The 24,167-nt window shown below is 37.5% G+C and carries 27 protein-coding genes; 12 read left to right on the forward strand and 15 right to left on the reverse strand.

What is annotated here, in order from left to right; genetic code table 11:
* The 11 genes from RLO81_RS13385 to RLO81_RS13435 form a co-directional block, all read right to left on the reverse strand.
* Positions 1 to 424, reverse strand: a 424-nt coding sequence (locus RLO81_RS13385) for an OmpH/Skp family outer membrane protein (RefSeq protein WP_350112447.1), incomplete at its 3' end; no start/stop codon positions are given.
* Between the two features lie 2 nt (positions 425 to 426).
* The gene (locus RLO81_RS13390) at positions 427 to 3,264 is read right to left on the reverse strand and encodes a BamA/OMP85 family outer membrane protein (protein ID WP_350112450.1); all 2,838 of its coding nucleotides are present in this window, start codon (positions 3,262 to 3,264) and stop codon (positions 427 to 429) included.
* Between the two features lie 4 nt (positions 3,265 to 3,268).
* The gene (gene uppS, locus RLO81_RS13395; protein WP_350112453.1) at positions 3,269 to 4,009 is read right to left on the reverse strand and encodes an undecaprenyl pyrophosphate synthase; all 741 of its coding nucleotides are present in this window, start codon (positions 4,007 to 4,009) and stop codon (positions 3,269 to 3,271) included.
* A gap of 57 nt (positions 4,010 to 4,066) precedes the next feature.
* Positions 4,067 to 4,783 carry a type IX secretion system protein PorG gene (porG, locus tag RLO81_RS13400; RefSeq protein WP_350112455.1) on the reverse strand — a complete coding sequence of 239 codons (717 nt, stop codon included), beginning with the start codon at positions 4,781 to 4,783 and terminating at the stop codon, positions 4,067 to 4,069.
* A 1-nt stretch (position 4,784) separates the two neighbouring features.
* Positions 4,785 to 5,759 (reverse strand): DUF6089 family protein, encoded by a 975-nt coding sequence (locus RLO81_RS13405; protein WP_350112458.1) that lies wholly within the window; start codon positions 5,757 to 5,759, stop codon positions 4,785 to 4,787.
* A 190-nt stretch (positions 5,760 to 5,949) separates the two neighbouring features.
* Positions 5,950 to 6,822 (reverse strand): NAD kinase, encoded by an 873-nt coding sequence (locus tag RLO81_RS13410; protein WP_350112460.1) that lies wholly within the window; start codon positions 6,820 to 6,822, stop codon positions 5,950 to 5,952.
* A gap of 1 nt (position 6,823) precedes the next feature.
* Positions 6,824 to 7,495 (reverse strand): CBS domain-containing protein, encoded by a 672-nt coding sequence (locus RLO81_RS13415; RefSeq protein ID WP_350112463.1) that lies wholly within the window; start codon positions 7,493 to 7,495, stop codon positions 6,824 to 6,826.
* Positions 7,479 to 8,243 carry an alpha/beta fold hydrolase gene (locus RLO81_RS13420; RefSeq protein ID WP_350112466.1) on the reverse strand — a complete coding sequence of 255 codons (765 nt, stop codon included), beginning with the start codon at positions 8,241 to 8,243 and terminating at the stop codon, positions 7,479 to 7,481. Before RLO81_RS13420 ends, RLO81_RS13415 begins: the two co-directional genes overlap by 17 nt.
* A gap of 42 nt (positions 8,244 to 8,285) precedes the next feature.
* Positions 8,286 to 8,858, reverse strand: a complete 573-nt coding sequence (locus RLO81_RS13425; RefSeq protein WP_350112469.1) for an anthranilate synthase component II — start codon at positions 8,856 to 8,858, stop codon at positions 8,286 to 8,288.
* On the reverse strand, positions 8,842 to 9,378 hold the full coding sequence (locus RLO81_RS13430; RefSeq protein WP_350112472.1) for a CvpA family protein: 537 nt from the start codon (positions 9,376 to 9,378) through the stop codon (positions 8,842 to 8,844). The genes RLO81_RS13425 and RLO81_RS13430 overlap by 17 nt, the downstream gene beginning before the upstream one ends.
* 6 nt (positions 9,379 to 9,384) lie before the next feature.
* On the reverse strand, positions 9,385 to 9,834 hold the full coding sequence (locus RLO81_RS13435) for a GatB/YqeY domain-containing protein (RefSeq protein ID WP_350112474.1): 450 nt from the start codon (positions 9,832 to 9,834) through the stop codon (positions 9,385 to 9,387).
* 84 nt (positions 9,835 to 9,918) lie between these two features.
* Between RLO81_RS13435 and RLO81_RS13440 the strand changes: the two genes are divergently transcribed.
* The 4 genes from RLO81_RS13440 to rpiB all read left to right on the forward strand — a co-directional run bounded on the left by RLO81_RS13440 (position 9,919) and on the right by rpiB (position 13,271).
* Complete coding sequence (locus tag RLO81_RS13440; RefSeq protein WP_350112476.1) at positions 9,919 to 10,641, forward strand: pyridoxine 5'-phosphate synthase; 723 nt, start codon at positions 9,919 to 9,921, stop codon at positions 10,639 to 10,641.
* An 82-nt stretch (positions 10,642 to 10,723) separates the two neighbouring features.
* The gene (glyA, locus tag RLO81_RS13445; protein WP_350112478.1) at positions 10,724 to 11,995 is read left to right on the forward strand and encodes a serine hydroxymethyltransferase; all 1,272 of its coding nucleotides are present in this window, start codon (positions 10,724 to 10,726) and stop codon (positions 11,993 to 11,995) included.
* Positions 11,995 to 12,846, forward strand: coding sequence for a twin-arginine translocase subunit TatC (tatC, locus tag RLO81_RS13450; RefSeq protein WP_350112480.1), 852 nt, complete (start codon positions 11,995 to 11,997; stop codon positions 12,844 to 12,846). The genes glyA and tatC overlap by 1 nt, the downstream gene beginning before the upstream one ends.
* The gene (gene rpiB, locus RLO81_RS13455) at positions 12,843 to 13,271 is read left to right on the forward strand and encodes a ribose 5-phosphate isomerase B (RefSeq protein ID WP_350112482.1); all 429 of its coding nucleotides are present in this window, start codon (positions 12,843 to 12,845) and stop codon (positions 13,269 to 13,271) included. The genes tatC and rpiB overlap by 4 nt, the downstream gene beginning before the upstream one ends.
* Here rpiB and RLO81_RS13460 read toward each other — a convergent pair.
* Positions 13,268 to 14,614, reverse strand: coding sequence for a hypothetical protein (locus RLO81_RS13460; protein WP_350112484.1), 1,347 nt, complete (start codon positions 14,612 to 14,614; stop codon positions 13,268 to 13,270). The two genes, rpiB and RLO81_RS13460, sit on opposite strands and share 4 nt — an antisense overlap.
* Before the next feature lie 172 nt (positions 14,615 to 14,786).
* Here RLO81_RS13460 and RLO81_RS13465 point away from each other — a divergent pair, with 172 nt between their 5' ends.
* From RLO81_RS13465 to RLO81_RS13485, 5 genes are all read left to right on the forward strand, one after another.
* Entirely contained in the window at positions 14,787 to 15,158 is a 372-nt protein-coding gene (locus RLO81_RS13465; RefSeq protein ID WP_350112486.1) for a ribosome-binding factor A, read from the forward strand.
* Between the two features lie 3 nt (positions 15,159 to 15,161).
* Positions 15,162 to 16,385, forward strand: coding sequence for an ABC transporter permease (locus RLO81_RS13470; RefSeq protein WP_350112488.1), 1,224 nt, complete (start codon positions 15,162 to 15,164; stop codon positions 16,383 to 16,385).
* Positions 16,386 to 16,523: 138 nt separating this feature from the next.
* Complete coding sequence (locus RLO81_RS13475) at positions 16,524 to 16,934, forward strand: hypothetical protein (RefSeq protein ID WP_350112491.1); 411 nt, start codon at positions 16,524 to 16,526, stop codon at positions 16,932 to 16,934.
* Positions 16,935 to 17,099: 165 nt separating this feature from the next.
* Positions 17,100 to 19,451 carry a DEAD/DEAH box helicase gene (locus tag RLO81_RS13480; protein WP_350112494.1) on the forward strand — a complete coding sequence of 784 codons (2,352 nt, stop codon included), beginning with the start codon at positions 17,100 to 17,102 and terminating at the stop codon, positions 19,449 to 19,451.
* 1 nt (position 19,452) lies between these two features.
* A complete protein-coding gene (locus RLO81_RS13485) occupies positions 19,453 to 19,989 on the forward strand; it encodes a dihydrofolate reductase family protein (protein ID WP_350112497.1) in 537 nt (178 codons plus the stop codon).
* Here the strand turns inward: RLO81_RS13485 and RLO81_RS13490 are convergent.
* Entirely contained in the window at positions 19,986 to 20,834 is an 849-nt protein-coding gene (locus RLO81_RS13490; protein WP_350112500.1) for a lysophospholipid acyltransferase family protein, read from the reverse strand. The two genes, RLO81_RS13485 and RLO81_RS13490, sit on opposite strands and share 4 nt — an antisense overlap.
* 74 nt (positions 20,835 to 20,908) lie before the next feature.
* Here RLO81_RS13490 and RLO81_RS13495 point away from each other — a divergent pair, with 74 nt between their 5' ends.
* The 3 genes from RLO81_RS13495 to RLO81_RS13505 all read left to right on the forward strand — a co-directional run bounded on the left by RLO81_RS13495 (position 20,909) and on the right by RLO81_RS13505 (position 23,658).
* Positions 20,909 to 21,715 (forward strand): SDR family oxidoreductase, encoded by an 807-nt coding sequence (locus tag RLO81_RS13495; protein WP_350112503.1) that lies wholly within the window; start codon positions 20,909 to 20,911, stop codon positions 21,713 to 21,715.
* 60 nt (positions 21,716 to 21,775) lie between these two features.
* Positions 21,776 to 22,276 (forward strand): hypothetical protein, encoded by a 501-nt coding sequence (locus RLO81_RS13500; RefSeq protein ID WP_350112506.1) that lies wholly within the window; start codon positions 21,776 to 21,778, stop codon positions 22,274 to 22,276.
* 143 nt (positions 22,277 to 22,419) lie between these two features.
* Positions 22,420 to 23,658, forward strand: coding sequence for a pyridoxal phosphate-dependent decarboxylase family protein (locus RLO81_RS13505; protein ID WP_350112508.1), 1,239 nt, complete (start codon positions 22,420 to 22,422; stop codon positions 23,656 to 23,658).
* A gap of 17 nt (positions 23,659 to 23,675) precedes the next feature.
* Here RLO81_RS13505 and RLO81_RS13510 read toward each other — a convergent pair whose 3' ends face one another.
* Together RLO81_RS13510 and RLO81_RS13515 are read right to left on the reverse strand one after the other, a co-directional pair.
* Positions 23,676 to 23,948 (reverse strand): acylphosphatase, encoded by a 273-nt coding sequence (locus RLO81_RS13510; protein ID WP_350112511.1) that lies wholly within the window; start codon positions 23,946 to 23,948, stop codon positions 23,676 to 23,678.
* Positions 23,941 to 24,167, reverse strand: a 227-nt coding sequence (locus RLO81_RS13515; protein ID WP_350112514.1) for a hypothetical protein, incomplete at its 5' end; no start/stop codon positions are given. The genes RLO81_RS13510 and RLO81_RS13515, both read right to left, overlap by 8 nt.

Consider the following 24,167-nt stretch of genomic DNA (forward strand, 5'->3'; position numbering starts at 1 on the left):
CAAACATGATTGCCAGTCTCTGTTCTTTGCACACTTTCTCCACCGCATCAAAAATCTTATCTTGAACAGGCTTCACTAATTCCTTTTTCTTTAAAAAGAAAAGCCCTTCAAAACCGAATATCTTCTTTTGATATTCTTTTAGCTCTTGCTCTTTCGTCTTAATGAGCTCTAAACGCTCATTTTTCATATCAGCCGTCAAAAGTACTTCTTCTGCCTGAAGTTCATCATACATTGAGCCAATATTTCGAGACATCTCTTTTATTTCTTCCTGCCAACCTTGTGATAGTTTGTCAATTTCAGCTTGAGCCTCTTTATATTCAGGCATTTTACTTAGCACATAGTCTGTATCAATGTAGCCAAACTTCTGTGCCTGAAGTTGGATAAACGAAAATGATGCCAAAAATAGAAAAAGGATCTTTTTCATGCTTATCTAATTTGCTGACCAATCGTGAAGTGGAACTGTCCGCCTGCTCTTTGAGTTCTTCCAGGAAGCGTATCAAATCCGTAGCCCCAGTTCAGACCAATCAATCCGAATGCCGGCATAAATATTCGTGCCCCAAAACCCGCAGATCTATACACATCGAATGGGTTGAATAAGTCATAGTTGCCCCAGTTATTTCCTGCTTCCGCAAATACCAACCCATATATTGTTGCAGATTGTCCGGTTGTAACAGGGTATCGAAGCTCAGCTGTATATTTATTGTATACAATTCCACCTCTTAGTTCATTAGAAGTTACTGGTGTTGCAGAGCCACCATAATTCGGAGGTGTAATAGAGTTGTTATCATAGCCTCTCAACCCAATTACATCGTTACCCAATAAGAAGTTCTGACCAGCCAATCCATCGCCACCAAGGCTAAATCTCTCGAAAGGACCTATACCAAGGTTTGATGAATATGAACCAATAAATCCGAAATGTGCCCTGGTTTCCAATACCAGTTTACCAACCAACTTTGTATAATAGCTAGCATCAAACATCCATTTATGATATTCTAGCAATCTATATCTTTCTGAATTTTCCCTATCGCGAATTTCTGCCCGAACCCGGTCTTCAAAATTTTCAGGGTTTCTAATACTTAAAGGATCCTGTCCTTCCAAGGCAAAATTATTGTCCACCTCCGCTCTTATTCCTTCCAGTTCAGAGCTATTTATTTCCCAGAAATTAGCTTCCCTAAATTTAGACCAAGGAGGAGTAAGAGCTACACTTAAAGAAATAGAAGCCCCACTTGTTGGGAACATTGGATTATCAATACTATTTCGTGACAGCGTTGAGTTGAGCACCAAGCTATTTGAGTTACCATTAGAAAATCCTAAACCTCCGCCTAAATAGTTCTCCAATGAATAAACAAGGTATGAAACTGAGTTGGTTAGCGTAAAATAACTATCTGGCCACTCTAATCTTCTACCTAAGCCTAATGTAATACTTTGAACTCGCAAAGAGGCATCATAATCCCTGATAGATGGAAAATTGTCATTCAATCCATCACCATCTGTATCTGTTCCAAAACGGGCTCTTTGAATAGAATAACTATAGCTTACAGAAAACGAATTTGGTTTTTTACCTCCCAACCAAGGTTCAGTAAATGACGCAGAATAACTCTGGAATTGCCTACCGTTTGCTTGTGCCCTGATTGATAATCTCTGACCATCACCTGTAGGTATTGGGTTAAATTTACCCCTTAGCATATTTCTTACTGAGAAATTGTTTAAACTAAGACCCAATGTACCAACAAAACCGAAGGCGCCACCCCAACCACCAGATAATTCTATCTGGTCATTTGACCTTTCCACTACCTCCCATTCAATATCAACTGTACCATCAGCCGGGTTAGGCATTGGTGTTGGTGTAATTTGTTGTGGATCAAAATAACCGAGTTGTGAAAGTCTTTGCTGAGTTTGAATGATATCAGACCTACTAAATTTCTCCCCTGGGATAGTTCTAAGCTCGCGCCTTACCACATGATCTCTTGTCCGTTCGTTCCCCGATACAATAATATTTTTAATGGTGGCTTGTTCACCCTCGTAGATTCTCATTTCAATATCAATAGAATCTCCTTCCACGGCTACTTCAATCGGTTTTACACTAAAGAATAAATAGCCATCGTCCATGTATAACCCACTAATATCCGGTCCTTTGGGATTAAAAGTTAGTTTTTGGTCTATAAGCTCCTTGTTATAAACATCCCCTTTTTCTATGGCTAATATTTTGTCAAGTGTTTCATCTTTATGGATATAATTACCAGTCCATTCTATATTTCTAAAGTAATATTTACGACCTTCATTAATCTTTAGCCCGATATTAATTGATCTATCATTGTAGTCATAAATTGTATCTTCTACTATTTCAGCATCTCTATAGCCTTTTGAGTTGTAAAAGCTAATAATGGCCAATTTATCCTCTTCATAATCTGACTTTACAAATTTTGAAGATTTGAAGAAATTTAACTTAATGTTATCGTTGATAAATTCTTTTACATCTGAACCACTTACTTCATAGGTAGAGTCAAAAAATTCAGGTACTTTATTTGGTTTAAAACCAGCAATTAACTCTGCTACACGCTTAAAAAGACCAATACGAACATTTTCGTTCGTATTCTTCATCTTAGATTTAAGCTTGTTTGCTTTAATGTTTTTATTCCCGTCAAAATAAATTTTATTAATTCGAACCTTAGCCTTGGGATCAACAACAATCTTTAATTTCAGGCCATCATTATTTAATGTATCCTCTTGCTGCACAATATTCACTTCGGCATTTAAGAACCCCTTGTTCACATAATGATTTCTCACTGCGATTTCCGTATTACGGATAATTGCGTCTGTTAAAATTCTTCCGCGTATTAAATTTAAATCTTCCCTAATTTGGGATTCCTGCCCTTTTTTTACGCCTTGAAATTCAAACCCTGTTAGTCTAGGCCTTTCTGCTAATTCAATATTGAGGTAAATTTTTTCTTCCTCAATTTTATCAATGGAAATGGAGACATCTCCTACAAGGCCATGCTTCCATAATTTTTTTATAGCTCCAGAAATCTCATCGCCAGGCACACTTATCTGATCTCCAATTTTTAAACCTGTAAGTGAAATGAGTGCATTTTCGTCAAGTACCTTTAAGCCCGTTACTTTTATTCCGGCCAGTGTATACTCTTGAGGTCTGGAATAGTTTAATTGACCAGCAGGTGGCTCTGGTGTATTACTTCTACGTCTGAACTGTCCGTTAACCTCACCTATCAGTACTACAAAAATCAGGAATACTATTACTCTCTTCATCAATCTAGTTCACTTGTTCGCTTATTTGACCAAACCTTCTTTCCCTTCTCTGAAATGCTAAAATCGCCTCATTTAGATCATTTTTTCTGAAGTCAGGCCACAATTTTTGTGTTATATATATTTCTGTGTAGGCAAGTTGCCACAATAAAAAATTACTGATTCGCATCTCACCACTTGTTCTGATCAGTAGTTCTGGATCCGGAATGTTGCTTGACATTAAATTCGAACGAAATAAATCAGCATCTATTTCATTAATTTGAATTTCTCCATTTTTTACTGCCTTAGCAATAGACTTAGCCGCCTCAATTATTTCCCATCTACCACTATAGCTCAAAGCTAAAGTTAGCACCAACCCTTTGTTTTGTTTAGTCAGTGCTATTGCCTCGGTTAATTCGTTTTGACAATTGCCAGGTAACGATGTTAAATCACCTATAGCATTGAGTTGAACATCATTTTTCTGTAACGTACCAATCTCATTCTTTATGGTATGCACCAACAATTGCATAAGCCCCTTTACTTCTGTTTTTGGTCGTGCCCAATTCTCAGTAGAGAAAGCATATAAAGTCAGGTATTTCACCCCTAATTCCGCACATCCTTCTGTTACATCACGCACCGCATTGATGGCGTTTTTATGACCAAAAATTCTCGCTGCACCTTTGCCTTTCGCCCATCGGCCATTACCGTCCATTATTACGGCAATGTGCGTTGGCAGGTTGTCCTTATCAATATTTATTGTAGGGTTCATAACGAAGTTGCAAAATTAGATTTTTTAAGCTAAAAAATTGCCTCATTAGCTATAATTCTAGCGTCTGTAGTTTTTCTTATACGGGCTAGTTGGACAAGGTATGTTATAAAAAGAGTATGTTAGTGACACCCCTAAAAATGCATAATGGTCGTTATCAAATCTATTAGAGTAATCATAATTCTTGATTACTCCATCTCCTGGACCTAAATTATCCAGATAGTCAAAGAATGTTTTTCTGAAACCAATTTCAACCCCTATGTACCATTTTGGGTTTAGTATATATTTAATACCTGCTCCAAATGGGATAACGGGTTGGATATTACTGTATTCTACTGGCTTATCATCCATTCCAGAAATACCAAATATTCCAATTCCTGCAAATAAATAAGGCGTCCATCTGATAATGGAATTTTCTTGTCGCCAATTCAAAAAATGATATTCGAATACTGTAGATACTTCAAATAGAAAAATATCAAAACTGGCATCTCTTAAGTCGGTGAAGGGGTCTATGGGTGTTCTTGAGTCGCTTGCTGCCAACTTTCCCGCTGTTAAACCAAGTCTAAAACTTAGTTCATCAGTTAAGTTGGATCTAAAGAAAGCATTACCGGCAGGATTAATACCATTGAAGCTGATCCCCCTTGACATGTCGCCAAAATATTTATACCCACCTAAACCAAAACCTATTTCGGTTTCCTGAGCATAACCTAAAAATGAAATGCAAAGAAAGACCAGGCTTAAAAGGTTTTTTTTTAGAGATAAGTAAGATGTTGACATGTTATCTGAATTTCGCTCGAGTAAAAGTAGCACCTATAATATAAGCCACTCTTATCGATGTAACGAAATAAACATCATTATTGTCTTTATTGCCTCTAATATTGTCTCTGAATTCGCTTCCGAAGCCGTTGATAACCTGATATGTATTACCATCTCTGCCTACATACGAAACTTGATTTAAATCTAAAGCATTGATATTTCGATCTCCACCTTCCGCACCAGTAGCTTGAGCTGATCTATCAGATAAATATTTTGCTAATTCATCATTTCCGAAAACACCTAAATCAACATAATTTTGGCTTACATCATCCAGATAATCAGTAAACGTATATCGAATACCCATTTCAAAAGAAAGATCAAAAACCTGATTCAAGCGATATCTTACGCCTATTCCAAACGGAATGGCGAATTGAATAAGCTTATAAGGCTCTATACCTGCATTCACATCATTGGGATCCAACTCAGCATTCTGCCCTTCTGTTCCTAATGGTTGTAAATCTACCCAAGTGCCTGCCTCTGGTAGCCCACTATCATCTGCTACATAGGCCTGTGGGTTATGATGAAACAATGTAGCTCCAATGTAGGCATAAGGAGTCCATTGCACTCTACTTATATATGACGCTTCATTTTTAAATAAATCAAATACACCGACAACTGTGAGTTCTTTAATTCTATTCCTGAAACTTAAATTTCGAGCATATCTAAACTTCGCCTCAGAATCTCCTTTGTCAGCAGACTCGAAATCGTCACCACGAATAGTTCCATATAAAAAGGAAGCTCTTAGTGTATATCTCGGTCCAAATCTATGCGAAAAGTCCACTCCAATTCCCGGTCTGGTAAACCCAATATCCGTGCTTAAAGCACTTGCACTTGGTGATAAGTCGCCAAAATAATTCAAGGCATTCAACGTAATTCCTATTGAATTATACTTCTTATCTTTCGTGAAGTAATTTTTCTTTCCTTTAAAGTTTCTCATTCGCTTATTATTCTTGCGAATTGCTTTCCTATTTAACTGTGCATACGAATCCACGACTGCGCAAGAAAGCACCAAAATAAGGAGTGTTAAGATTATATTTCTTCTATGCATACCTAAGCCAAGTAAGGTTCATTTGTATCAGAATACGTTTTAAAGATCAAAAGTAAACATAAAAAGCACAAACATAAAATCAATTTCTTACATCAAGCCCCCAATTTAGCTTTTGGCGTAGCGTTTTGAAGTAATTATTATCTGAAAGTTGAATAAGCCTGGCTTTGAAATCTGCTTTTTTTATATTCAAGGTAATTGTGTCGTCTACTGTTTCTAAACGGCTATCAAGTGCTACAAGATAGTTATTAGTTCTACCTTCTATTGTGAATGACAATTCCGAATTATCCGGAACTACAATAGGTCGAACTGTTAAATTATGAGGACTAACTGGGGTAATTATGAAATTTTCTGAATGAGGAAGTACCAAGGGACCTCCACAACTCATAGAGTATCCTGTTGAACCGGTAGGAGTTGCCACAATAACACCATCGGCCCAATAAGAATTTAAGAATTCGCCATTAATATAGGCGTTTACTACAATCATTGACGATGTATCTTTTTTCAAAATAGCAAAATCATTCAATGCGAAATTGTAGCCATTAAAGAGCCTGTCTTCCGTATTTAATGTCAATAAAGATCGCTCATCATAACCATAATCCTGTTCTAACAACTCATCAATCGATGTTTCAATGGATTCTTTTGAAATTGTGGCTAAAAAACCTAGCCTTCCTGTATTTATACCTAAAATAGGGACTTCTGTATTACCAATATGAGTAACAGCTTCCAATAAGGTTCCATCTCCTCCGAGCGTAATAAAAGCATCATAATCGCCTAAATGATCGCCTTTCTGATATGAATCAGACTGGTGAGATACCTTATTTTTTTTCAAAATATCTGAGAATGTGCTGGAGACAGTTAACTCAACCCCTTTATTATTTAGAATATCAAATAAGGATTGAATTATTTTTTTGACAGATTCATCAAATTTCTTCCCATGAACTGCGACTTTCATACTAAATATCCAGATATTTTAATAGCATGTCGAGCCTTTCTTGCTGATTATCATCAACTTTAGTTTCCTGAAACCTGGCAATAATCCTGTATTCAAAACGTTCGAGGGTCGCAATTATGGCTGTAAGATCAAGTTTATTGATTTTTAGTGTCAACCTCATTTTAGAGTTATCAAGCTCGTCTTCTTTTATGCTGCTACTTAAAATTTTCGCATTATTCTCTTCAACTAACCTGCTGATTTCTGCCAGAGAATAATCAATGGAATTGATTGATAACACGATTATACCTCCAGGCACTTGCACAGCTGCTGATTGAGCAAAAGCAGTAACAGTGTCTTGAACTGTAATTACGCCTATATACTTCTTATCTTCATTTAATACAGCCACCATCTTAGCGTGCTGCTCCGAAGAGACTTTTAGTACTTCGTAAAAATGAGATTTATTTGAAACTGTGCATACAGTGTGCTTCAACTCAAAATCGGAAATATGTTTATCTACATCGTTTACTTCTAAAATCATCTCTTCTGTGATGATTCCAATAAACTTTTCGTGATCAACCACCGGCAATTCATTTGACCTTAACTCTTCCATCCAAAGCATCGCTTTGTGGGCGTCATCTTTGAGCTTTAGCGGTGGGATCATATGATTAATTAACTCTTCAGCTATCATTTCCATTCTGTAAAAATTTACTCAACAACACATTAAACTTCTCTGGATGCTCCATCATTGGTGCATGACAGCATTTATCGACAAAATGTAATGTCGAATTGGGAATCAACTTATTAAATTCATGCGCTACATGGGGTGGGGTAATAGTATCATTCAGCCCCCATACCAACAATGTAGGATGTTTTATTCTTGTAATTTCTTTAGCCATATTATGGCGTTGTGCTGATTTTGCGATGGCCACTATTCTTAAACACTTGGGAATACTTTTAGTTGTTTCAAACACCTCATCAACCAATTCTTTTGTGGCTGTCTCTGGATTATAAAAGGTGTACTCTACCCTTTCTTTTATGTACTCATAGCTACCTCTTTTTGGAAATGAACCTCCCATAGAGTTTTCGAACAGGCCTGAACTACCTGTAAGTGTTAAACTTTTCACCTTTTTTGGATTAGCTAATGTGTACATCAAGGCCACATGTCCACCTAAAGAATTTCCCACAAGGTTCATATTATCCAATCCCTTTAGGCTAACGAAATTTTCAACAAATTTTTGTAAGCCTTCCAAACCAGCTTGCTTTAAAGGCATTTCATAAATGGGCAAAAGAGGTATGACTACCCGATAGTTCTTCTTAAAGTGATTAACCACTCCCTCCCAGTTGCTTAAAGCCCCAAATAAGCCATGAAGCAGCAATAGTACTTCCCCTTCACCTTCATCGATGTATTTAAACTCTTTCTCTTCTTTAATTTCTAATGCCATCTATTAAAATTTATCCAATACAAAGTAAACAAAAATGTGGAATTATCTTTTTAGTTGGATAGTTTCTACCCAATTTTTAAGAATATCAATTCCGAATGTTGTCAGGGCTGCTTCTGGATGAAACTGCAACCCCCAAATCGGCAGTGTTTTATGAGCTATTGCCATAATATGGCCAAATTCAGAAAATGATATTACATGAAGCTCATTGTTATCATTTACTTCTAATATCAGTGAATTATATTGAACTACCTTTATTTGTTTTGGTAGACCATCAAAAATAGCATCTTGATGGAGATTGATTTTGGTGAGTTTGCCGTGCCTTGGTTTAGGCGCTTTTATCAATTTCATGCCAAAGTATTGCCCCAAAGCTTGATGCCCAAGACAAATGCCAAGTATTGGTACTCTTGAATGAAATTGTTCGATTAGCTCCATCATTACACCTGCTTTGTGAGGAATTTCTGGCCCAGGAGATAAGATAATTGCCTCAATTTGAAGTTTTTCAATTTCTTCCAAACTGGCATCATTTCTAACTACATGGCAATTCACACCTAATTGAGCAAAATAGTCAACAAGATTAAATGTAAATGAATCAAAGTTATCAAGCAGAAGAACCACCGCTCAACAGTTCTTTAATCTTGTCAAATAAATCATGGGCAAATGGAATGTAATCTGTAATAAAACCGATAAACCCTGGGGCAAATGATAAGATTGGTTCGTAGAAGTAGGACCCCTCTGTCCAATCCAATGGTAATTCCATACCAAAAGAGGCACTAAGCCATAATATAATGCTGATACCAAAGGCCCACTTTAAAATAGACAACATGGCCCCGGCAATATTGTCTACAGCACCAAGAAGGGTGAGGTCGATGATTTTTTTAAAAACTTTACCTATGACATTCACCAATAGGATAATACCTATGAAGATTATAATAAACGATAAATAGGGAAGCAGTTCTCCACTAATATCAAAGTATTGATCTAAGAGGTTCATACCCCAGTGCATGAGCTTAAAGCCACCAATTATGGCCAATATAAACGATATAATGGCAATAATTTCAAGCACAAAGCCCTTTTTATAACCTTGGTATGCACCAAAGAGCAAGGGGGCCAACAATATAAAGTCTAGTTTATTCAATTTTCTCTAAGCAAGCAGGGAGCGAACTAATTCAGAAATTTTCTTTCCATCTGCCTGTCCAGACATTTCTTTTGTTGCCCTGCCCATCACTTTACCCATATCTTGTGGGCCTGCAGCACCCACTTCAGCAATTATTGCCTTAAGTTTCTGTGTGATTTCATCGTCAGATAATTGTTTGGGCAAATACCTATTAATGATCTCCATTTCAAACTTTTCTTTTTCCGCCAAATCGGTTCTGCCTTCTTTCTCGTAGATTTCCATTGAGTCTTTGCGCTGCTTCGCTTGTTTGGCCAACAACTTCAATTCCGTCTCCTCACTAATACCATCTCCACCGCCTTTTTCTGTTTCGGCTAAAAGAATAGCAGATTTTATAGCTCTCAAGGCAGTCAATTCCTCTTTTTTCTTTTGGAGCATCGCCTGTTTTATATCGGAATCGATATGTTGTTTAAGACTCATGATAGTTGAATTATGTTATTGATCTATTCGTTTAACTTTGTATCGCAATGATAGACACAAAGTTAAATATTCCATAAACATACCATGACTCGATTAAGCGTTAACATAAATAAATTCGCTACACTAAGAAACGCCAGAGGTGGCAATAACCCTGATGTAGTTAAAGCTGCCATGGATTGTGAAAGGTTTGGCGCTCAGGGAATTACAGTCCATCCCAGGCCGGACGAGCGACATATTACCACCGAAGATGTATATGCCCTCAAAGATGTGGTAACCACTGAGTTTAATATTGAGGGTTATCCAGACAAACGCTTTTTAAATATCATCAATGAGATTCGACCAGCCCAGGCTACTTTAGTGCCTGATGGCCCTGATGTGCTTACTTCAAATGCCGGATGGAATACGCTTAAGAATAACAAGCTTCTTACAGATGTAATAAAGCAATTGAAAGATTATGGTGTTCGTGTATCAATATTTACTGACCCAGACATAGCAATGGTGAATGGTGCCAAAGAGGTAGGTGCCGATCGTATTGAACTTTATACTGAATCTTATGCAACCGGCTATTCTAAAGATAAAACTCAAGCCATAGCTCCATATAAAAAGGCAGCTATTGAAGCCGTAAATCTAGGGCTAGGAGTTAACGCAGGTCATGATTTGGACCTCGAAAACCTAAACTATTTAATTACTGAAATACCTGAAATTGATGAAGTATCTATTGGGCATGCACTCATTTGTGACTCGCTCTATCTTGGTTTAGAAAACACAATTCAGCGCTATTTAAAGGAAGTTGGCTTTTACAAATAATTAAAAGGTGATCTGTATGCTATAATATTGGTTTTATGTGGTGCTTAACCTATTTTTGCGCCTCATTTTATCCAACCATACTATGCAGAGAGACAATCGCATTTTTGACCTCATATCCAAAGAAAAAAACAGACAACAAGAAGGTATAGAGTTGATAGCTTCTGAAAATTTTGCTTCACCGCAGGTGATGGAAAGTATGGGATCTGTTTTAACTAATAAATATGCTGAGGGACTTCCTGGCAAAAGGTATTATGGTGGTTGTGAAGTTGTTGATGAGATAGAGCAAATTGCCATTGATAGAGCAAAAGAACTTTTTGGTGCGTCATGGGCCAATGTGCAGCCGCACTCTGGAGCACAAGCCAATGCAGCTGTTATGTTGGCAGTACTAAACCCAGGTGATAAAATTTTAGGATTTGATTTATCCCATGGAGGGCATTTAACCCATGGATCTGCCGTAAATTTTTCAGGGAAACTTTACAGCCCATCTTTTTATGGCGTGGAAAAAGAAACCGGATTAATAGACTGGGATGGTGTTGCAAAAACTGCCAAAAAGGAAAAACCAAAATTGATAATTTGCGGTGCTTCTGCATATAGCAGAGACTGGGATTATGAAAAGCTGAGAGAAGCCGCTGATTCTGTTGGGGCACTTTTGTTAGCAGATATCTCGCACCCATCGGGGCTAATAGCCAGAGGTGTTTTAAACGACCCATTGGAATTTTGTCATATTATTACCACAACCACCCATAAAACATTGCGTGGCCCTCGCGGTGGATTGATCATGGTTGGGGAAAATTTTGACAATCCATTTGGATTAAAAACACCAAAAGGAGAAATCAGAAAAATATCATCCATATTAGATTCAGGCGTATTCCCAGGAACACAAGGCGGGCCTTTAGAGCATGTAATTGCTGCCAAAGCCGTTGCTTTTGGAGAAGCCTTAACTGATGATTTCATGCAATATATCCTTCAGGTGGTAAAAAATGCGAAAGTAATGGCCGATGCATTTATTAAGAAAGGCTACTCAATAATTTCTGGTGGTACTGATAACCATTTGATGTTAATTGATTTAAGGTCAAAAGGGTTAACCGGTAAGATCGCTGAAAACACCTTAATTAAGGCAGATATTACCATCAATAAAAATATGGTCCCTTTTGATGATCAATCACCGTTTGTTACTTCAGGCATGAGAGTGGGAACAGCAGCCATCACTACCAGAGGTATGAAAGAAGATGACATGGTAAAAATTGTTGACCTGATTGACAAAGTATTAATGAACTATGAAGATGAGAATACAATTGCCGAGGTAAAATCTGAGGTTAACAGCTGGATGAAAAACTTCCCTCTTTATCAATAGTGGCAACTCCTCTAGATCAAATAGGTGATGGTGATGAAAAAGAGATGTCCTTTTTGGATCATCTCGAAGAACTTCGATGGCACCTTATCCGTTCGGTTATTGCAATCATTGTATTTAGTATCGCGGCATTTATTTCAGTTGATTTTGTTTTTAACACCATTGTGTTTGGTCCGGCAAAAACAGATTTTTGGACATTCAAAATGCTATGTAAACTTGGCGATTTAATCAATTCATCGGCATTATGTATTGAGAAACTTGATTTTAAAATTCAAAGCAGGCAAATGACCGGTCAGTTTACAATGCACATTACCAGCTCATTTGCCATAGGAATAATTGCTGCCTTCCCCTATGTGTTTTGGGAGTTTTGGCGTTTTATCAGTCCGGGTTTACGAATGACAGAAAGGTCTGTTTCTAGAGGGGCAGTGGCATCCGTTACATTTCTGTTTACCCTAGGTGTTTTATTTGGGTACTTCATTATGGCTCCCTTAGCAGTTAGTTTTTTAGCTGGCTACCAAGTAAGTGACATTGTAAACAATGAATTCGATATCACCTCTTATGTTTCTACGCTTTCAACTTTAGTTTTAGGCAGCGGTATGCTTTTTCAATTGCCTATGGTTGTTTATTTCTTATCTAAAATTGGCATTGTTACACCGGAGCTGATGAGGAATTATCGGAGACATGCTATTGTTGTAATATTGATTTTAGGTGCAGTATTTACACCACCTGATCCATTTAGCCAGATTTTGATAGCCATGCCATTGCTCGGCCTTTATCAATTCAGTATCTTTATTTCTGCCAGGGTTCAGAAAAACCTTCGAAAGAAAGCCGAGAAAAATCTAAAAGAAATATGAAAATAGCCATTGGAGCGGATCATGCCGGATTCGCATATAAAGATTTAATAAAGAAGTTAATAAAAGAATTGGGGAATGATGTAGAAGATTTCGGCACTCACAGTGCTGAGTCTGTAGATTACCCTGATTTTGCACATCCGGTGGCTGAATCAGTGGAGAAAAAGAACAATGACCTGGGTATCCTCATCTGCGGTAGTGCTAATGGCGTAGCTATGACCGCCAACAAGCATCCAAGAATACGTGCAGCCATTTGCTGGACGGATGAACTTGCCGAATTAGCACGCCAACATAATAATGCCAACATTCTTTGCATACCAGCCCGGTTTATTAGCCAGGAAGTAACCAAAGCGATTGTTGAGAAGTTTCTGACTACAGAGTTTGAAGGTGGAAGGCACGAAAGAAGGGTAGACAAGATTAGCTGCTAGTTTTTCAGGTAATAGTTACCATCAACAGCTTGGTAATAGTTATCCGCCAAGTAAGGCACTTTTTTCAATACATCACCAAGATGATTGTCAGGGTCAATAATCACTTCTGGCGGATCGTTTTTAATGCCCTCGTAAATTATAGTCAGATTGTCATAATAACTCAGGTTCGTAAAAACAGGCTTAGCTAATTGCCAATTTAAAAATGGTGATGCTGATTTGTTGGTGTAGTAGGGTGTCAAATCATCGTTAAGAACCAAAATACGTTTATTTTTAATTGCGGATGGCTCAGCTACATTTACCCTGTAGGTCGAATCATCAAAAAATCTACTGACATCTTCTGAATAATAAGATAACACATTAGTAGCGACAATGAGTGAGATAAAAAACAGGAACGAAAATTCTGTGAAAACCCCTCGCTTTTTAGCTAAAAAATAATGTGCCACATAAAATGCTATGGCTGGAATTAATACAATATAGGCTGCAGGAACATTGTAATCGGAGAGCGCAATAAATAATAGTCCAAATAAAAACCAAACAAACATTGTTTGAGTGAGGCGGGCCTGATAGTTAGAAAGCCTAGCCCCCTGGATTAACCTAACCAGTGAAAGTAAGAGAAAGGCAAATGGTACGGCAAATAAAATTGATGTGTGTTTCAAAGATAGATACCATACCTTATCCATCTCAGTAAATGGTGATAAAAAACTGAAGATAAAATCTGTGAATCGATCTGTCAAGTAAAAATAACCTGCGGCAATCATAATTGGCAAGAAAAAACCGAAAGTCATTAAGGCATATCGCCTGCCGATAGTACCAGTGAAAAAGATGAATATGAGCAATATACCCATCGCAAAAATAGAAAATGGCAAGTAAATAACTGTTGCTAATCCCACAAACAGACCAATATTTAAAATATCTTCGTCTCTTTTGGCCCTTACTTCAATGTGGCTAAATATTAATTCTAATGATAGTAGAATAAACGTTAATCCCATAAGAAAAGGGGTGAGTGTGAGCATGTCGTAACTCAACGAACAAAGTACACCATAGATGAAGCCCGGTACGTAGGTATTTTCCGAAAAGGCACGGCTTGTAAGCATAAATCTGTTAAAGATGTATACCTGATAACATGAAACAAAAAAAGCGATGATTTGATACGCTAATTGAGATCTGCCAAACAGCCAATCGATAACAAAATAAACAAGCGCACTTAGCGGGCCAATGGCATCCCAAATTTCAGAATATAACGAAGCTCCATTACTTATTTTTTCACCAATCAGCATAAAATTGAGCTCAGGCAAAGTCAGAATTGAATCACTTACCATGGCTGGAATTCTAAGTCCAAGCATGATAATGAATATTACCAAAAGCCGATAAGGGTCGTTTATTCTAAAAAAACTTAGCAATTGATTCTTATTTTACCTTAAGCCACGAAAATAGACAATCGACCTCAATAACCTTAAGAATTTATATACAATTGGCAGTTAGTGATATAACCTCATAATTTGGGATATTTGCACTATGAACGAAACCACCAGACAGCAGAAGTACTCGAAACTTATTCAGAAAGACCTAAGCGAAATATTTCAGAAAGATAAGATGGGGATATTCGGAAATGCCTTTGTAACCATTGCTGATGTTTTGATTACACCTGATTTGAGCATTGCCAAAGTGTACCTTTCGATGATGTTGGTTCCAAGTAAAGAAGCGCTACTCGAAAAAATTCGATTGCACAAAAGTGAAATTAGAAAGGTACTGGGTAATAAAATAGGCAAACAAGTACGTATTGTGCCTGATCTGCAATTTTTTATTGATGAAGTTGAAGAAAAAGCTTCCAAAATCGATACACTGATTGATTCATTGGACATTCCACCTGCTGACGAAGAAGAGTAAACCTTGAATCTTCCTTTTTTTATAGCACGCAAATACTTCTTTTCTGGTAAGAAAAGGAATTTCATCAATGTAATATCCATTATCTCTATGGCGATAGTGGCCATTTGCACTGCTGCATTAATAGTGGTTCTTTCAGTGTTTAATGGTTTGGAAGGATTATTACGATCGATGTACAATTCATTTGATCCTGAATTAAAGATTGAGGCTACTCGGGGCAAGACATTTGAAGTTACTGAAGACTTTCTAAATGAAATAAAAGCCATTGAAGGTATTGAAGTTGTTACCGAAGTAATTGAAGATTATGCATATGTGCGCTATCGTGAGGCTAATATGGTGGTAACCATCAAGGGAGTTTCTGACAATTTCATTGATCAGCATCGGATTGACAATTCAATAATTGCAGGAGATCTAAAACTGAAAGATGGACTTATAAATTATGCTATTATAGGCCAGGGCGTTCAATACACTCTTTCTATTGTTCCAGGAAATGACCTCTATCCACTTCAGGTGCATTACACCAAAGATGTTAAACCAGGCCAGCTAGATATAAGCAAGCTCTATAGCAAAAAGAATATTCTGGTTGGTAGCGTATTCGCCATTGAAAAGAATTATGACGAAAACTACATTTTCGTGCCGCTCTCATTTGCTCAGGAGCTTCTTGACTATCAGAATAAGCGTACATCACTAGAAATAAAAGTAGCTAATGACGCGAACATTAGTCAGATTCAACAACAGCTGAAAGAAACACTAGGTGCCGAATTTAAAGTTTTAAACAATGACGAACAGCATGCAGATCTATTTAAGCTATTAAACCTTGAAAAGTTGTTCGTATTTATTGCATTTTCATTTATTCTGCTTGTTGGCTCTATTAATATTTTCTTTTCCTTATCCATGTTGGCAATCGATAAAAAGAAAGACATTTCCATATTATATAGCATGGGGGCAACAAATACACTTGTGAGAAAAATATTCCTTTATGAAGGTGCCATTATTTCGCTCGGTGGTGCATTCATTGGTTTGATTTTAGGTGGATTTATCTGCTGGCTTCAACAGAACTTTGGCCTCGTTTCTATGGGTATGGAAACATCTTTATTAGAAAACTATCCTGTACAATTACAACCGTTAGATTTCGTTTATACTTTTGTAAGTCTGGTACTAATTACCTTGCTTATTTCGTATCGGCCAGCTATCATTGCGACTCGCTACGGTGCAGTGAACCAACTGTAGTTTTTTACCTATAAACCACATTGATCCGAATATATTGCCGTTCAACCAATTATTGGTTAAACAAGCATAAAAGCGGCTTATTTTGACTTAAAGTCAGATTATTTTTTGTATTTTGGTGGTTCTGTTTAAGATTTAAGTATGAAAGTTTCGGCTTCACTGCCTTTTCAAATAGTTTACTCTCTATATCAGCACGAGTATCTGGGTTATCTTTTTGAATCGTTTGTGATTCATTTAGATGACAAAGGGAAACTTACGCTTCAGCATCAAAATATATCTTCAAAAAATGCCGATGAATTTGCCAAAGGGTTAGACGACACTGATTATGAGCTAATTGAGCTGATGGATTCTATGCAGCAAGATGCCGTTGTAAAGAAATTTAATACTAAGGGGCCCATGAAAGCAGATGATTTTTTCCTCAAAATGTACGACAAGGAAAAAGGCAATGAGCTCATCCAGCAAGAAATTGAAAGGTACCTTGAAATAAAAAGGGCAAGTATTTTAGAGCGCTTTAAAGTTAAATTGGTTTTTTATATGGGAAACGTTGGTTAACCGGCCTGTAAGAAAATTTAATTATTTTAATAAAAAGCGACTGTACTTTTCCATTTCAGAAGAAACGATGATAACACACATTACTTTCCAACGATTAAATATAATGGCGAAAAAATAGATTTTCAGTACCGTGGTTCTTACCTGGTTTGTAAAGATCCCGCCTGGATGGTTAGCTGCGGAAAGCTTTATTCCTTTGAAAAGAATGTAGATGGAAAAAAACTGCAACCCTTCTTAAACAAGAAGTTTATCATCATACCAAAAAACGTGGAAGAAACTTACTACAATAAGTTTGTTGCTCCATTAATAGCATCTTTTGATGTATATGCCAAAGGTTTTGAAATTAATACCGAGCATTTTGACCCACAACCGGTGCTTACCATTAGTGAGCTCATGGGCAGCACTAATGGCAATCTTTTTGAAGGTAGCTCTAATGGAAATACTGGTGATAATGAGAAAATGCTTTTCGAGCTCTCATTTAAATACGGCACCTTTAATTTCAAAGCCGACCATCTCAGTCCGGTAAGCGTTACGGTTGACAAAAAGGATGAATCGTATGTTTTTCACAGAGTTCGTAGAAAACTGGACGAAGAAAAAGCCATTCTTTCCTTTTTAACTGATAACAATCTCCCATTAAAAAACTCGAAGGCAGCCATTCCAAAAACCACTGCCTTTGGCTGGTTAGATACTTACCGTGACGAGTTGATCAAACGAAAGTTTGAGATTAATCAAAAAGGTAAATCCGAGAAAAAATACTTTATTGGGGAGTATAAAATTACTGTAGAAGTAAAAGAGAATATCGACTGGTTTGATATTCACGCAGTAATTAAGTTTGGTGAATATGAAATAAGCTTCAAAGAGATTAGAAAACTAATCTTGAAAAAGAAGATGGAGTTCACGCTACCAAATGGGGAAATAGCCGTAATACCTGACTCATGGCTAACTGAGTATTCAGAGCTTTTTGCTTTCTCTGAAGAAGATGAAAGTGGCGAGCCAAGGCTGAAGAAACATCACCTTTCCTTGGTAAAAGATTTAGAAGAAGGCAATCTCGCTAAAGTTACCATCAGTAATAAGTTAGAAGGCCTTAGAGCATTTGAAGGTATTGATGAACAGCCGGCCCCTAAAAATTTTAAAGGCGAGCTCAGGCCATATCAGAAAGCCGGATATGAGTGGATGCAGTTTCTAAACAAGTTTCAGTTTGGTGGCTGGTTGGCGGATGACCTGGGTCTTGGTAAAACAGTTCAAACATTAGCATTACTCCAATCTCAGAAAGAGCAAGGTGCCGTTGGTGCTTCTTTGCTGGTAATGCCCACATCACTTGTTTACAACTGGGAGATGGAAGCTAAACGGTTTACTCCTAAGCTGAAAACATTTACGTATACAGGCACTAACAGAGATAAGAATCCGGAGAAATTCGCCAAATATGATGTAATAATCACCTCCTATGGTATTGTTAGGTTAGATGTTGATTTGTTGAAAACCTATCGATTTAACTATGTGATATTAGATGAATCTCAGGCGATAAAAAATCCAACTTCTAATATTGCCAAGGCCGTAAGGGAGCTAAATGCAAGAAACCGACTGATACTTACCGGTACACCTCTGGAAAACAGTACACTGGACCTATGGTCGCAAATGAATTTTATTAATCCTGGCTTGCTGGGAACTCAAAGCTTCTTTAAAAATGAGTTTTTGAACCCCATTGAAAAGCAAGGTGATCAGGCGAAGACCAAGAAACTCTACTCGATTATAAAGCCTTTCATTTTAAGAAGGCATAAATCGCAGGTTGCAACAGAACTTCCGGAAAAAACAGAGAACATCCAATATTCAGCTATGCTGCCAGATCAGGAAGCGGAATATGAAAAAGTGAAGAATTACTACCGAAATGAAATTCTGGAGAATATAGAAACCAAGGGGCTGAATAAGTCTCAAATGATTTTGTTACAGGGGTTAACCAAACTAAGGCAAATTGCCAACCACCCAAAAATGGTAGACGATGGCTACGAAGGCACTTCGGGCAAACTTTGGGATGTTTCTTTCATGCTGGATAATGCCATTACCGAAGGTCATAAAATATTGATATTCAGTCAGTTTGTGAAGCATTTGACCATTATTGCTGATCACCTGAAAACCATGAAAATTGACTATGCCTATTTAGACGGTTCCACTAAAGACCGTCAGGAACAAGTAGAACGTTTTCAGAATGATGAAAAGCTGAAGGTTTTCCTTATCTCACTAAAAGCAGGAGGTTTAGGACTTAACCTCACCAAGGCCGATTATGTATTTATTCTCGACCCATGGTGGAACCCTGCCGCTGAAGCGCAAGCTGTAGATAGGGCACATAGAATTGGGCAGGAAAATCGTGTATTTACCTACAAGTTTATCACGCGAGGTACAGTCGAAGAAAAAATTCTTGCCTTACAACAACATAAGCGTAAATTAGCCAGCGACTTAATCACAACAGAATCAAGCTTTGTCAAGAGTTTGTCCAAAGAAGATATAGAATCGCTTCTAAGTTAAAATGTCAGAGGTAAAGGTATTTTTATATATTGCTATGAGCCTCGATGGCTTTATTGCCGGAGATAATGATGACATCTCTTGGCTAGACGCTATGGACAAGGAGGGGGAAGATTACGGTTATACAGAATTCACCAAAAGCATTGACAAATATATTGTAGGTAACACCACTTATAAGGTGGTGAAGAAAATGTTGGGGGAATTTCCACAATCAAAACAATACGATTGCTACGTACTTTCCAGAAGTAAAAGCGGAAAAGAAGATGGTGTTACCTTTTATAATGGTGACATTCCAGAGTTAATCGAATCGCTAAAGAAAAAAGGTGGTAAAAACATTTACTGCGATGGTGGCGGGCAAGTGGTGCATGAGTTAATGAAACATGATTTGATTGATGAATACATCATTTCAATCATCCCTACTATATTAGGTAATGGAAAACGTCTTTTTCTTGGTGGCACTTCTCCGCTAAATATCGAGTTGGTTTCTTCAAAAAGTTATGAAACCGGACTTGTTCAAATCCATTATGTGAGAAGCCGTTAATCTGATTCCTTCTTAAGCTTCCACCTTTTATGCGACCATAAATACCCGGCAGGGTCGTCTTCGATCAATTTTTGAGTATGCTTTGTATATAGCTCAAGGATTTCGTGACTATCTTTTTCGTACGGTGGCTCCGTTAACTTTATCAGCTCAACGGTGTAATGCCCTCGTTTTTTACGCTCCATACGATAGAAGAATACTGGATATTTTAGTGCTGCTGCAATTTGCTCTGGCCCAGTAAAAAATGCCGTATCCTGATTCATGAACTTCGTCCAGTATTTTACATCACTCTTTTTTGGTGACTGATCAGCCATAATGGCAACCGCTTTAGTCCGCTCTTTAGTTCGTAATAAGCTCCTGATAATACTTTTGCTTTCAATAGGTTGACCGCCAAATTTGGCCCTGGTTTTTAACATAAGCTCATCAAAAGCTTTATTCGAAAGTTTTTTATACACCGCATCTACCGGAAATGGCAAAACCAAACAACCTGTTAAAAGAGCCCATTCCCAATTAAATTGATGTGATCCTGCGAGAATAATAGATTGGTTTGCCTGAGCATAAGGCTCTACGACCGGCACATTGGTAAAAATCACACGCCTTTTCATCTCCTTTTCAGAAATGGTAAGCGCCTTTATTGTTTCAGCGATGTATTCGCTAAACCGCACATAAAACTCCTTTCTTATCTTGTTAATCTCTGTGTCACTTTTATTAGGAAAAGAGTTGACTAAATTGTTCTTCACCACTTTTTTTCGATAGCCTACCACATAGTAAATAATCACATATAAGGTATCTGTAATCAGATATAGAGCGGGCAGGGGCAGCCTTGAAAGTAGTTTTAGGAAAATCATAGTTTACTAAGCATCCAAAAATAAAAGTATCTATTGAAAATGGTTAGTTTTGGCACTTTATTAATTGAGTTAAAATGAAAGATAAGGTAGTAGTAATCACTGGTGGTTCTTCAGGTATAGGTAAAGCGTTAGCTGAAGAATTTGGTAAAAAAGGATCTAAAATTGTGATTACGGGACGTAAACAAGAGGCTTTGGATGAGGCACTTGATTCTTTAAAATCTCAAGGTATAGAAGCAATAGCCATACAAGGAGATGTGAGCAAAGAGGAAGACAACAGGATTATGGCTGAAGAGACTACCAAAGCATTTGGCAAAATCGATATCCTAATCAACAATGCTGGTATTTCGATGCGTGCGCCATTTAAAGATGTAGACCTTGATGTGATCAGAAAGGTGATGGACATTAACTACTGGGGTGCCATCTACGCAACTAAATACTGCCTTCCTGAGATATTAAAAAGTAAGGGATCAGTAATTGGTATTTCATCCATTGCAGGGTTTAGGGGACTGCCGGGAAGAGTAGGTTATTCTTCTTCCAAGTTTGCCTTGCAAGGTTTTCTTGAATCTTTAAGAACTGAGCTACTTAAAACTGGTGTGCACGTGCTTACTGCCTGCCCTGGATTTACGGCATCAAATATTCGCAAAACTTCATTAACCGCTGATGGTACCGCACAAGGTGAATCGCCAAGAAAAGAAGAAAAAATGATGACTGCTGAAGAATGTGCGGCAAGAATTTATAAGGCTACGGTGAAAAGAAAGAAATATCTCATTATGACCAGCCAGGGTAAAATGACTGTTTTCTTGAACAAATGGTTCCCGGGATTGATGGATAAAATGGTGTACAATGTAATGGCCAAAGAGGAAAACTCACCATTTAAATAGAATTAGTCGAGTTCACAAACCCAGAAAATAATTATATTTGCAAAACCCTTTTAAGTTAGGATGATCCAGAAGTACTTCCCTTTAGATAAGAATTACATCCTTGAAAAAGCTCAGCTAGATCAGCAGGAGGAGTTAATTACCTATTTGATACAGTTTAGCAAAGAGTTTTATTTATCTCAATACAACCCGTTGGGTATTGTTGATGAGACCATTAAAAGTATCCAATCACATGAAACTCAATACACCGATCGGTTGGAAGAATTTTACAGAAATTTAGCTGCTGTTTATCGTTTTAAATTCGGACAAAATCAGCTGGAATTTTTATTTGATGGAGACGACCACTACACAAAATATGTGCAAGATTGGTCAGAAACGTTTAAGAAATGGTTGGTATCCTTTTGCCTGAAACCCAACTTTTTAAGAGCGGTTTTGGAACTCACCGTTTTTTATCCTGAAGGTAGAAAAGCAGAACTCGCTGAAAACCGTATGAAAACCTTCATCAATCAGCATTTCGAGTTGAAGATCTATAAGTATAGAGGAATTGTAAGAAAATTAGCTTAGAGCTGTTAGCTACAAGTTTTAAGTATTTCTTAAAACGTAATTGCCGACTGTTACATTTAATCTTACGACTCAATACCAACTACTAAATACTCCCTACTAACTACTCATTTTCCTATATTCGCGGCAAATCAAATTGAAAGCTTATGTACTGGGAAAGTTATTCACACGCCAAAATGAAGGAAATCATCTTTGGCGCTTTAGAGCAAAATCTTGATTACAGGGAAAAGCCGGTTTTAGGTTTACCGGCTTCTTACCTTGATCCGGAGGTGTTTTATGATGATGCTCCTTTCTTGAAAGATGCGCCCTATCTTTCTACTTTAATTGCGAACCCTAATCACATAGGTTGCCATACGCTAACAGCTTCTGAAGCAGCTTTTAGAGGTACACATAAAATTGAAAAAGAGCTGATAGATTTATGCGCCAAAGAGATTTTTGAAGGCGGTGATGATGAGTTTGACGGCTATGTAGCTTCGGGAGGAACGGAAGCTAATATTCAGGGAATGTGGATTTTGAAAAACTATTTCATCAATGAATTAGGGGCTAAGCCTGAAGAAATAGCCTTGGTCTATTCTGAAGATGCGCATTATTCTATGCCCAAAGGCGCCTCGCTACTCGGTTTAAAAAAGGTGGTAACCAAAGTAGATGAAAACACACGAAGAGTAACTAAAGAAAGCACTTTCAAGTCCATTGAAGAAGCAAAACAACAAGGACTTAAATACTTCATTTTGGTAGCTAATATGTCCACCACCATGTTTGGCTCTGTGGATGATATCAATGAAATAACAAGTTGGCTTGATGAATTAGCCATAGAATACCGTGTGCATGTAGATGGTGCTTATGGTGGGTATATCTATCCATTTGTAGCTGATAATATGGACTATACTTTTAAGAATCCTAAAATATTTTCATTCAGTCTTGACGGCCATAAAATGCTGCAATCACCATACGGAACGGGAATATATTTGGTGAGAAAGGGCTATATGCATCATGCTCTTACCGAAGAAGCTAATTATGTAAAAGGGAAGGATTATACGCTCATTGGTAGCAGATCAGGCGCTAATGCCATTGCCGTGTGGATGATCATGCGCACTTATGGCTCTGAGGGCTGGACAAATAAAATCAAAGGACTGCTAAAGAAAACAGACCGTCTTTGTGATAGTTTTGATGAAAGAGGCATTGAGTATTTCAGAAACCCTAAGATGAATATTGTAACAATTAAGGGAAAGTACATTCCAGAAGCTTTGGCTGAAAAGTATTTACTCGTTCCTGAATCGCACGATGGCGTGGCCAAGTGGTATAAGATTGTAGTGATGGACCATGTTACACAAGGGTTAATTGATAAGTTTTTGATGGAGTTGGATGCGAAGCTTACTAGTCGCTAGTCACTAGAAACTAGTTGCTAGTATTTAATATCAAACCCTTTAAAATCCATTACCTCACCCGGTACGAAATGCACATTTTCTACTCTGGCATGCGTGGGACCCATTTTGCACCAGTCAATTAAGCTGCTAAGCTGTTCCATTTTCCCTTCTGCTTCAATATAAACAGAGCCATCGGGCATATTTTTCACAAAGCCCCCAATGCCTAAATCCTCAGCCTTATGTTTGGTGGAAGCACGGTAAAAAACGCCTTGTACTTTGCCAGAAACAGTTATGTTGAAATGTTTAATCATTTAGATTTATCTTATAATTACTAGCCTTTCCAAGAGTATCAATAAAAATAAACTTGATTTCATCTTCTGACCAATACTGTATATCTACTAAGTTCTTTATGTTTTCAGTAAATATTTCTTCTTTAGAAAAATTGACTACTTCGTATTTGCTTTGAATCCTATCTATTTCTTCTTGCAGAGATAGTAATCCAATCACATTAATTTTCACCGAACTAGTTT

Source organism: Fulvivirga sp. (genome assembly GCF_040220315.1).
GTDB lineage: Bacteria > Bacteroidota > Bacteroidia > Cytophagales > Cyclobacteriaceae > Fulvivirga.

Excerpts from the sequence above, each read along its gene's own strand:
- RLO81_RS13390 (WP_350112450.1), bottom strand. The coding sequence starts at position 3,264 with ATGAAGAGAGTAATAGTATTCCTGATTTTTGTAGTACTGATAGGTGAG.
- uppS (WP_350112453.1), bottom strand. The coding sequence starts at position 4,009 with ATGAACCCTACAATAAATATTGATAAGGACAACCTGCCAACGCACATT.
- porG (WP_350112455.1), bottom strand. The coding sequence starts at position 4,783 with ATGTCAACATCTTACTTATCTCTAAAAAAAAACCTTTTAAGCCTGGTC.
- RLO81_RS13405 (WP_350112458.1), bottom strand. The coding sequence starts at position 5,759 with ATGAGAAACTTTAAAGGAAAGAAAAATTACTTCACGAAAGATAAGAAG.
- RLO81_RS13410 (WP_350112460.1), bottom strand. The coding sequence starts at position 6,822 with ATGAAAGTCGCAGTTCATGGGAAGAAATTTGATGAATCTGTCAAAAAA.
- RLO81_RS13415 (WP_350112463.1), bottom strand. The coding sequence starts at position 7,495 with ATGGAAATGATAGCTGAAGAGTTAATTAATCATATGATCCCACCGCTA.
- RLO81_RS13420 (WP_350112466.1), bottom strand. The coding sequence starts at position 8,243 with ATGGCATTAGAAATTAAAGAAGAGAAAGAGTTTAAATACATCGATGAA.
- RLO81_RS13435 (WP_350112474.1), bottom strand. The coding sequence starts at position 9,834 with ATGAGTCTTAAACAACATATCGATTCCGATATAAAACAGGCGATGCTC.
- RLO81_RS13440 (WP_350112476.1), top strand. The coding sequence starts at position 9,919 with ATGACTCGATTAAGCGTTAACATAAATAAATTCGCTACACTAAGAAAC.
- glyA (WP_350112478.1), top strand. The coding sequence starts at position 10,724 with ATGCAGAGAGACAATCGCATTTTTGACCTCATATCCAAAGAAAAAAAC.
- rpiB (WP_350112482.1), top strand. The coding sequence starts at position 12,843 with ATGAAAATAGCCATTGGAGCGGATCATGCCGGATTCGCATATAAAGAT.
- RLO81_RS13460 (WP_350112484.1), bottom strand. The coding sequence starts at position 14,614 with ATGCTTGGACTTAGAATTCCAGCCATGGTAAGTGATTCAATTCTGACT.
- RLO81_RS13465 (WP_350112486.1), top strand. The coding sequence starts at position 14,787 with ATGAACGAAACCACCAGACAGCAGAAGTACTCGAAACTTATTCAGAAA.
- RLO81_RS13475 (WP_350112491.1), top strand. The coding sequence starts at position 16,524 with ATGAAAGTTTCGGCTTCACTGCCTTTTCAAATAGTTTACTCTCTATAT.
- RLO81_RS13480 (WP_350112494.1), top strand. The coding sequence starts at position 17,100 with ATGGTTAGCTGCGGAAAGCTTTATTCCTTTGAAAAGAATGTAGATGGA.
- RLO81_RS13485 (WP_350112497.1), top strand. The coding sequence starts at position 19,453 with ATGTCAGAGGTAAAGGTATTTTTATATATTGCTATGAGCCTCGATGGC.
- RLO81_RS13490 (WP_350112500.1), bottom strand. The coding sequence starts at position 20,834 with ATGATTTTCCTAAAACTACTTTCAAGGCTGCCCCTGCCCGCTCTATAT.
- RLO81_RS13495 (WP_350112503.1), top strand. The coding sequence starts at position 20,909 with ATGAAAGATAAGGTAGTAGTAATCACTGGTGGTTCTTCAGGTATAGGT.
- RLO81_RS13500 (WP_350112506.1), top strand. The coding sequence starts at position 21,776 with ATGATCCAGAAGTACTTCCCTTTAGATAAGAATTACATCCTTGAAAAA.
- RLO81_RS13505 (WP_350112508.1), top strand. The coding sequence starts at position 22,420 with ATGTACTGGGAAAGTTATTCACACGCCAAAATGAAGGAAATCATCTTT.
- RLO81_RS13510 (WP_350112511.1), bottom strand. The coding sequence starts at position 23,948 with ATGATTAAACATTTCAACATAACTGTTTCTGGCAAAGTACAAGGCGTT.